At 46.5% G+C, this 368-nt stretch carries 1 protein-coding gene; it reads right to left on the bottom strand.

The genetic code is table 11. The annotated features are described in order from the left end of the window. The coding region (locus AAEZ03_RS26235; RefSeq protein WP_350582680.1) for an ATP-binding protein at nucleotides 1–368 on the bottom strand (368 nt) is incomplete at both ends.

Genomic DNA, 368 nt, shown 5'->3' with positions numbered 1-368 from the left:
ACGTTCTCAAGCGCACTGTGCAGCTGTTCTTGAATGCCAGATATGGTCCAACACTCTGTCAAAGAATCCGTTCGTGAGATTTTTAGTGAGGAGCTAGGCGGCTGCCATTGCCAGCGTACGTTTTTATGTTGAAACTCGAAACAAACATCTTGGGCAATGTCGCTAATAATCTCAGAGAGATTGACGGCCTCACTTTCTAGATTATCGATGGTGTATTGCTGCATTTGTAGCGATTGAATATGGATAATTTGCTCAATCAACTCATTCATTCGTGCCGACTCTTTATCGATACGGTCGAGATAACGACTGGCATTGGGCGCAAAATCCCGCGTCAGCTCAGTGGCGACATCCAAACGCGCCAATGGCGA

This window comes from Pseudomonas sp. HY2-MNA-CIBAN-0224 (assembly GCF_040310285.1).
GTDB lineage: Bacteria > Pseudomonadota > Gammaproteobacteria > Pseudomonadales > Pseudomonadaceae > Aquipseudomonas > Aquipseudomonas helleri.
The sequence above is the reverse complement of the archived record's forward strand: the minus strand, read 5'-3'. Positions and strand labels throughout refer to the sequence as shown.